This window comes from Sphingopyxis granuli NBRC 100800, from assembly GCF_001591045.1.
Lineage (GTDB): Bacteria > Pseudomonadota > Alphaproteobacteria > Sphingomonadales > Sphingomonadaceae > Sphingopyxis > Sphingopyxis granuli.
This window is the reverse complement of the sequence record NZ_BCUA01000011.1, coordinates 65,707-71,740: the sequence shown is the minus strand read 5'-3', so window position 1 is coordinate 71,740 and position 6,034 is coordinate 65,707. Positions and strand designations below refer to the sequence as shown.

Sequence of the window (6,034 nt, the reverse complement as noted above, 5' to 3'; positions counted from 1 at the left end):
GGGCGAGCCGATGCCGCTTCCGGCCGCGGCGCAGCCTGCAACCAGCGCCGCGAGTGCTATCGTCGTCGTCCTGCGGGCCATCATATGCCTCCCTCTGCTTTCACTGTCCGCCGCTTGCGAACCATGGCCGGCGAATCATGCTTCTCTCTCGCTCGTCATGCTGAACTTGTTTCAGCATCCATGGCCAGACCTGTCCTTTACGCCGCTTTTCAGCGGAGGGCAGGCCATGGACCCTGAAACAAGTTCAGGGTGACGAAGAACGAAAGATCTGGACCCCGCTGGACGTGCTCGCAAACGACATGGTCGCCTTTCCTTTCCGCCCTCCGTTCGAGGAGCGGGTTTGAAGAAGAACGCCATCGCCAGCGAACGGGTTCCCCTTCAGGCCCGCCCCATCGCGAGGAATTTCTCCTCGCGCGCCGCCAGCACCGCATCGCGCGGCAGGCCCGACAGCGCGTCGAGTTCACCCGCGATCGCGTCGCCGAGCGACTGGATCGCGACCTCGGGCGCGCGGTGGGCGCCGCCGACGGGTTCGGGGACGATGCGGTCGATCACCTTCAGCGCGAGCAGGTCCTCCGCCGACATCTTCATCGCCGCGGCGGCGTCGGGCGCCTTGTCGGCGGTGCGCCACAGGATCGACGCGCAGCCTTCGGGCGAGATCACCGAATAGACCGCATGTTCGAACATCAGCACCCGGTTCGCAGCGGCGAGCGCGATCGCGCCGCCCGAGCCACCCTCGCCAACGATCGCCGCGACCATCGGCACGCCGAGCGCAAGGCATTGTTCGGTCGAGCGCGCGATCGCCTCGGCCTGGCCGCGTTCTTCGGCCTGGATGCCCGGAAAAGCACCCGAGGTGTCGACCAGCGTCACCACCGGCAGTCCGAAACGGTCGGCAAGCTGCATCAGGCGGATCGCCTTGCGATAGCCCTCCGGCTTCGCCATGCCGAAATTATGCTTCATGCGCGAAGGGATGTCGTCGCCCTTCTCGTGCCCGATCACCATCACGCGGCGGCCGCGGAAGCGCGCGAGCCCACCGAGGATCGCCTGATCGTCGCCGAAATTGCGGTCGCCGGCGAGCGGCATCCAATCGTCGAACAGACCCGCGACATAATGTTTGAAATGCGGCCGGTCGGGATGGCGCGCGACCTGCGTCTTTTGCCACGGGGTCAGCTTCGCATAGATATCGCGCAGCATCTTCGCGGATTTCGCCTCCAGCCGCGCGATGTCGCCTTCGATGTCGAGCGACGGATCGTCCCCCATCTCGCGCAGTTCGGCAATCTGGCGATCGAGCGCCGCGACCTGTTTTTCGAAGTCCAGAAAGGCTGTCATGCCGGATTCGCTAGGCGGATGGGGCGTTCAGGTCAACGCCTGCCGGAAACGGGGACAGTCCCTCTATTCGTCGATCCGCGCCAGCGGGTGACGGCGGTTGACCAGTTCGACGAGGCGGCGGCTGTCGACATGGGTATAGATTTCGGTCGTCGCGATGTCGGCATGGCCCAGCATCAGTTGCAGCGCGCGCAGATCGGCCCCGCCTTCGAGCAGGTGCGTCGCGAAGGCGTGGCGCAGCACATGCGGGCTGACCGCCGCCGGATCGACCCCGGCGCGCGCGGCGAGTTCGCGCAGCATCTGGAACAACCGCACGCGCGACAGATGCGCCTTGCCCGACGGAAACAGCCACGGGCTCCCCTCGGCGACCAGCGGCAGCCAGCGGTCCAGCGCCGCGCCCGCGCGCGCCGACAGCGGCACCAGCCGGTCCTTGTCGCCCTTGCCCCGCACGATCAGATAGTCGCGCCCGCCCGCGACCGCGCGGCGCGGTAACGACACCAGTTCGCTCGCGCGCAGGCCCGAGCCATAGAGGAGCTCGAGCAGCAGCAGCATCCGCACCGCCGACGCCAGCGGCGCCGCGCCGTCCGCCTCTTCGCCCGCCTGCGCGAACAGCCGGTCGACATGGTCGTGGGTCAGGATGCGCGGCAGCGGCCGCCGCGTCGCCGGGCGGGCGATGTCGAGCGCCGGATTGTGCGCCCGCTCGCCCTCGTCGAGCAGGAAGGCGAAGAACTGGCGCAGCGCCGACAGCTTGCGCGCGGCGCTGCTCGCGGCGAGGGTCCGATACTCTGCCATCAGGCCGCGCAGCGCCGCGGCATCGGCCACCGCGAGCGGGCCGCGCACCCATTCCGCCGCCTGCACCAGGTCGCGGCGATAGGCCGCCAGCGTGTTGCGCGACGCGCCACGCTCGGCGGCCATCATCTCGAGGAAGCGGTCAATGAGCGCCGCGTCAGACACGCACCAGCGCTTCGGCGGCGATCATCCGCGCTTCCGATCCCAGCCCGACCTCGCGCAGCGCGCGGACGATATGATAGAGGTGATAGGGCGGCATCTTCGACCAGTCGCCCTGCATCCCCGCCGCGGCAAGCAGCGCGACCATGCCGGGTTCGCGCCGCTGCGCCGCCGCCTCGATCGCGCGCGTCCAGCGCGTCTGCTTCGACAGGCTGATGCCGAGATCGCTCGCCGCCGACGCCGCCTGCCCCTCTTCGATGCGGCCGAGCCCGGCAAGCCCCGCGAGCAGCAGCTTGCTGCGCAGCCCCTCGGCGCTGTCGTCGTCGCTCGCGAAATTGCCGATGGCCCCCGCCGTCGTCCCGTTCAGCGGACGCGGCGAGCCGACCGCCAGGATGCCCCAGGCGCGGCTGCCGACCGACACGGTCGGAACCCACGCCATCGCATTATTGTCATAACCCGCCGTCAGCATCGAACCGACGAGCTGCCACGGATCGTCGCCGACGTCGGTCGCGGGCGGCAGACCCGCCGCCGCGCGCGCGGTCGCCACCATCGCGGCATAGCGCGCCGCCGGGCCGGTTCCCGCGCTCCACAATCCTTGCATCGCGGCATAGCGGTCGGCGCCGTTCGCGGCGCGGAAGGCGCTGCGAAGCCGGTCGGTCTGCTCTTCCAGCGCTTCCGAAGGCTCCTCTTCGCCCGCCGCGGCGCTGAGCAGCGAGACATAGGCGTCGCTCGACAGCACGCCGCGCGCCGCCGCATAGGGCGCGGCGGCGATGCGGTCGGGCATTTCGGTCATCGGGGCGAGTACCGTCCAGCCGCGCATCTGCGGCGGCGCCGACGCGCGCAGCGGGTCGGGGATGGGCACCGCGGTCGCGGTCGCCATGCCGAAGCGCCAACTCGTCAGCCGGTCGACCTTGTCCCATTCGATCGTCGTCGAGCGGCGTCCGGCGCCGGTCGCGCCGAGCACGCGTTCGGCCAGCAATATGTCGAAATTGGCGATCTTGCCGCTCGACCGCACCCGCCCGATCGCCCAGCCCGCCGGCCCGGCCTCGCCCGACAACCCGGCGCAGATCGCCGCGGCGAGCCGCCACGCCTGCTCGTCGCCGTGCGCGAGGCCGGCGGGGACATAGGCGCACAGGCCCGCGGGGTCGGCATTGGCGAGATAGGTCTGCTGCGCGACCGCGACCAGCCGCTGGGTCGCGCGGTCGTAATCGACCGACTGGACGATCCGCCGCGCGGTCGTCGATTCGCCCATCCGCAGCAACAGCGCGGCGCGCTCCGCCGCCAGGTCGGCGCCGTTGATCGTTTCCGGCGTGTCGATCGCCGAGGCAAGCGCGCGGCGCAGCAATATCTGCCCCCAGCGCGACGCGAGCGTGCCGCTGGTCGCGCGCATGATCGCGGCGGCATATTGGCCGCGCACCCCGAAGGCGTCGGGCGCGAGGCCGCCGGTTTCGGGCGTCAGCGGGCCGATGCGGGTGAGCAGCCGCCGCGCGCCGGGTGGCAGGTCGTATTTCAGCCCGCCGCTCGTCGCCTCCTCCTCGGTCCCATCCTCCGTCGCGGCGTCGCCCGGTTCGGCCGCGGCGATCGTCGGAGCGACCGGCGGCGGGGTCACGGCGGTGCCGGTGGGCGGCGCCGGGCGGGCGGACGGGGTCGGTGCGGGGCTCGTCGAGGGCGTCGGTGTCGGCCGGGGCGCCGGGGTTTCGGCGGGGCTGCCGAATCCCTCCGGCAGCAGCGATTCCTGCGCGATCGCGGGCAGCACCAGCGCCGCGGCGAGCGCGGTGCCCGACAGGCCGAGGGTCAGGGCAAGCAGCTTGCGCGTCATCGGGCCATGCTTTCGGCCAGTTTGTCGGTCACGTCCACCTCAATCATCCGCGGTTCGATCGGCCGGCCGAGGACCAGCAGCAGCAGTGCGAAGGCCGCGAGCAGCAGGGCCGATATGGCCAGTCGCCCGATCCAGCGGCTTTTTCCCGATCCGTCCTTCGCACGCAATAGTCCATGCCCATCCTTGCCGGCGGCGACGCAAAACGGCAACACCGCGCCGCGCGAGCGGTAAAATGATTGTCCCACGCGGCGCGGGCGGTATAGCCGCGCGCGGCATGACGCGAAACCCGAAAAGCCCGGCACCGGCCGTTCCCCCCGCGATCCGCGAGCGTTCGATCGTGCTCGTCGGGCTGATGGGGTCGGGCAAGTCGACGATCGGCCGACGGCTCGCCGACCGGCTGAAGATGCGCTTCGCCGATGCCGACGACGAGATAGAGCGCGCGGCGGGCATGACGATCTCCGACATTTTCGCGCGCTTCGGCGAGGCGCATTTCCGCGACGGCGAACGGCGCGTGATCGCGCGGCTGCTCGCCGGCCGGCCGCTGGTGCTGGCAACCGGCGGCGGCGCCTTCATCAACGAAGAGACGCGCGCGCTGATCCTGAAGGACAGCCTGTGCATCTGGCTCGACGCCGACATCCCGACTTTGGTCGAGCGCGTCGCGCGGCGTAGCCACCGCCCGCTGCTGAAGGACCGCGATCCCGGCGAGGTGCTGCGCGAACTGGCGGCGGTCCGCAACCCCATCTATGCCGAGGCGCATCTGCGCGTCAGTTCGGCGAGCAAGCCGCACGAGCATACGGTGCGCGCGATATTGGAGGCCCTATCGCAATGGACAAGCTGACGGTCGAACTGGGTGCGCGCAGCTATCCGATCCTGATCGGCGACGGGCTGCTCGCCGACATCGGCGCGCACGTCGCACCGCTGCTGAAACGTCCGCGCACGATGATCGTCACCGACAGCCATGTCGCCGATTCCTATCTGGCGCGCGTCGGCGCGTCGCTGGGCGCCGAAGGCATCTCCTTCTCCTCCTTCGTGCTGCCCGCGGGCGAGGGCACCAAGAGCTGGGACGGCCTTGCGCGCCTTACCGAATGGCTGATCGGCGAAGGCATCGAACGCAGCGATCATGTGATCGCGCTCGGCGGCGGGGTGATCGGCGACCTCGTCGGTTTCGCGTGCAGCATCGTCAAGCGCGGCTGCGCCTTCATCCAGGCGCCGACGACCCTGCTGGCGCAGGTCGACAGCAGCGTCGGCGGCAAGACCGCGATCAACGTCGCCGCGGGCAAGAATCTGATCGGCGCCTTCCACCAGCCGGCGCTGGTGGTGATCGACCCGACGACGCTGGCGACGCTGCCGCCGCGCGAGCTGGGCGCGGGCTATGCCGAGGTGGTCAAATATGGGCTGATCGACGACGCCGGTTTCTTCGCCTGGTGCGAAGCGAACGGCGCGGCGCTGCTCGCGGGCGACAGCGAGGCGCGGCACCGGGCGATCGCGCACAGTGTCGCCGCCAAGGCGCGCATCGTCGCCGCCGACGAGCGCGAGACGCAGGATGTGCGCGCGCTGCTCAACCTCGGCCACAGCTTCGGCCATGCGCTCGAGGCCGAAACCGGCTATTCGGACCGGCTGCTCCACGGCGAGGCGGTCGCGGCGGGGATGGTGCTCGCGCATCAATTCTCTGCCGCCCACGGCCTCTGCTCCGCCGCCGACGCGGCACGGGTGCGCGACCATCTCGCCGGCGTCGGCCTGCCGCACAGCCTGACGAGTGCGGGGGTCAACAGCGGCGGTGCGGCGCTCGCGGCGCATATGGCGCACGACAAGAAAGTGCGCGGCGGCAAGCTGCCGCTGATTCTGACGCGCGGCATCGGGCAAAGCTTCGTGACCGACGCCTACGGGCTCGACGCGGTGGCGGCCTTTCTGGACGGGCAGCAGGCTACCTAAAACACTCGTCAT

7 protein-coding genes are annotated in these 6,034 nt (G+C 70.4%); 3 read left to right on the top strand and 4 right to left on the bottom strand.

The annotated features are described in order from the left end of the window. Positions 1–253 (top strand): hypothetical protein (locus SGR02S_RS20385; protein ID WP_218000105.1); only part of this gene is annotated, 253 nt, incomplete at its 5' end. Positions 254–378: 125 nt separating this feature from the next. Here SGR02S_RS20385 and SGR02S_RS04705 read toward each other — a convergent pair. The 4 genes from SGR02S_RS04705 to SGR02S_RS19960 form a co-directional block, all read right to left on the bottom strand. Further along, positions 379–1,326 carry an acetyl-CoA carboxylase carboxyltransferase subunit alpha gene (locus tag SGR02S_RS04705; protein WP_067106173.1) on the bottom strand — a complete coding sequence of 316 codons (948 nt, stop codon included), beginning with the start codon at positions 1,324–1,326 and terminating at the stop codon, positions 379–381. A 63-nt stretch (positions 1,327–1,389) separates the two neighbouring features. Further along, a complete protein-coding gene (locus SGR02S_RS04700; RefSeq protein WP_067106171.1) occupies positions 1,390–2,277 on the bottom strand; it encodes a tyrosine recombinase in 888 nt (295 codons plus the stop codon). After that, complete coding sequence (locus SGR02S_RS04695; RefSeq protein ID WP_067106169.1) at positions 2,270–4,090, bottom strand: hypothetical protein; 1,821 nt, start codon at positions 4,088–4,090, stop codon at positions 2,270–2,272. The genes SGR02S_RS04700 and SGR02S_RS04695 overlap by 8 nt, the downstream gene beginning before the upstream one ends. Continuing rightward, positions 4,087–4,335 (bottom strand): hypothetical protein, encoded by a 249-nt coding sequence (locus tag SGR02S_RS19960; RefSeq protein WP_169799638.1) that lies wholly within the window; start codon positions 4,333–4,335, stop codon positions 4,087–4,089. The genes SGR02S_RS04695 and SGR02S_RS19960 overlap by 4 nt, the downstream gene beginning before the upstream one ends. 29 nt (positions 4,336–4,364) lie before the next feature. Between SGR02S_RS19960 and SGR02S_RS04690 the strand changes: the two genes are divergently transcribed. Then, positions 4,365–4,928, top strand: a complete 564-nt coding sequence (locus tag SGR02S_RS04690; protein ID WP_067106188.1) for a shikimate kinase — start codon at positions 4,365–4,367, stop codon at positions 4,926–4,928. Then, the gene (gene aroB, locus SGR02S_RS04685; protein ID WP_067106167.1) at positions 4,916–6,022 is read left to right on the top strand and encodes a 3-dehydroquinate synthase; all 1,107 of its coding nucleotides are present in this window, start codon (positions 4,916–4,918) and stop codon (positions 6,020–6,022) included. Before SGR02S_RS04690 ends, aroB begins: the two co-directional genes overlap by 13 nt. Positions 6,023–6,034: the final 12 nt, after the last annotated feature.

What these genes read in the sequence shown, in the direction of transcription:
- SGR02S_RS04705 (WP_067106173.1), bottom strand. Translation starts at nt 1,326, where the DNA reads ATGACAGCCTTTCTGGACTTCGAAAAACAGGTCGCGGCGCTCGATCGC.
- SGR02S_RS04695 (WP_067106169.1), bottom strand. Translation starts at nt 4,090, where the DNA reads ATGACGCGCAAGCTGCTTGCCCTGACCCTCGGCCTGTCGGGCACCGCG.
- SGR02S_RS04690 (WP_067106188.1), top strand. Translation starts at nt 4,365, where the DNA reads ATGACGCGAAACCCGAAAAGCCCGGCACCGGCCGTTCCCCCCGCGATC.
- aroB (WP_067106167.1), top strand. Translation starts at nt 4,916, where the DNA reads ATGGACAAGCTGACGGTCGAACTGGGTGCGCGCAGCTATCCGATCCTG.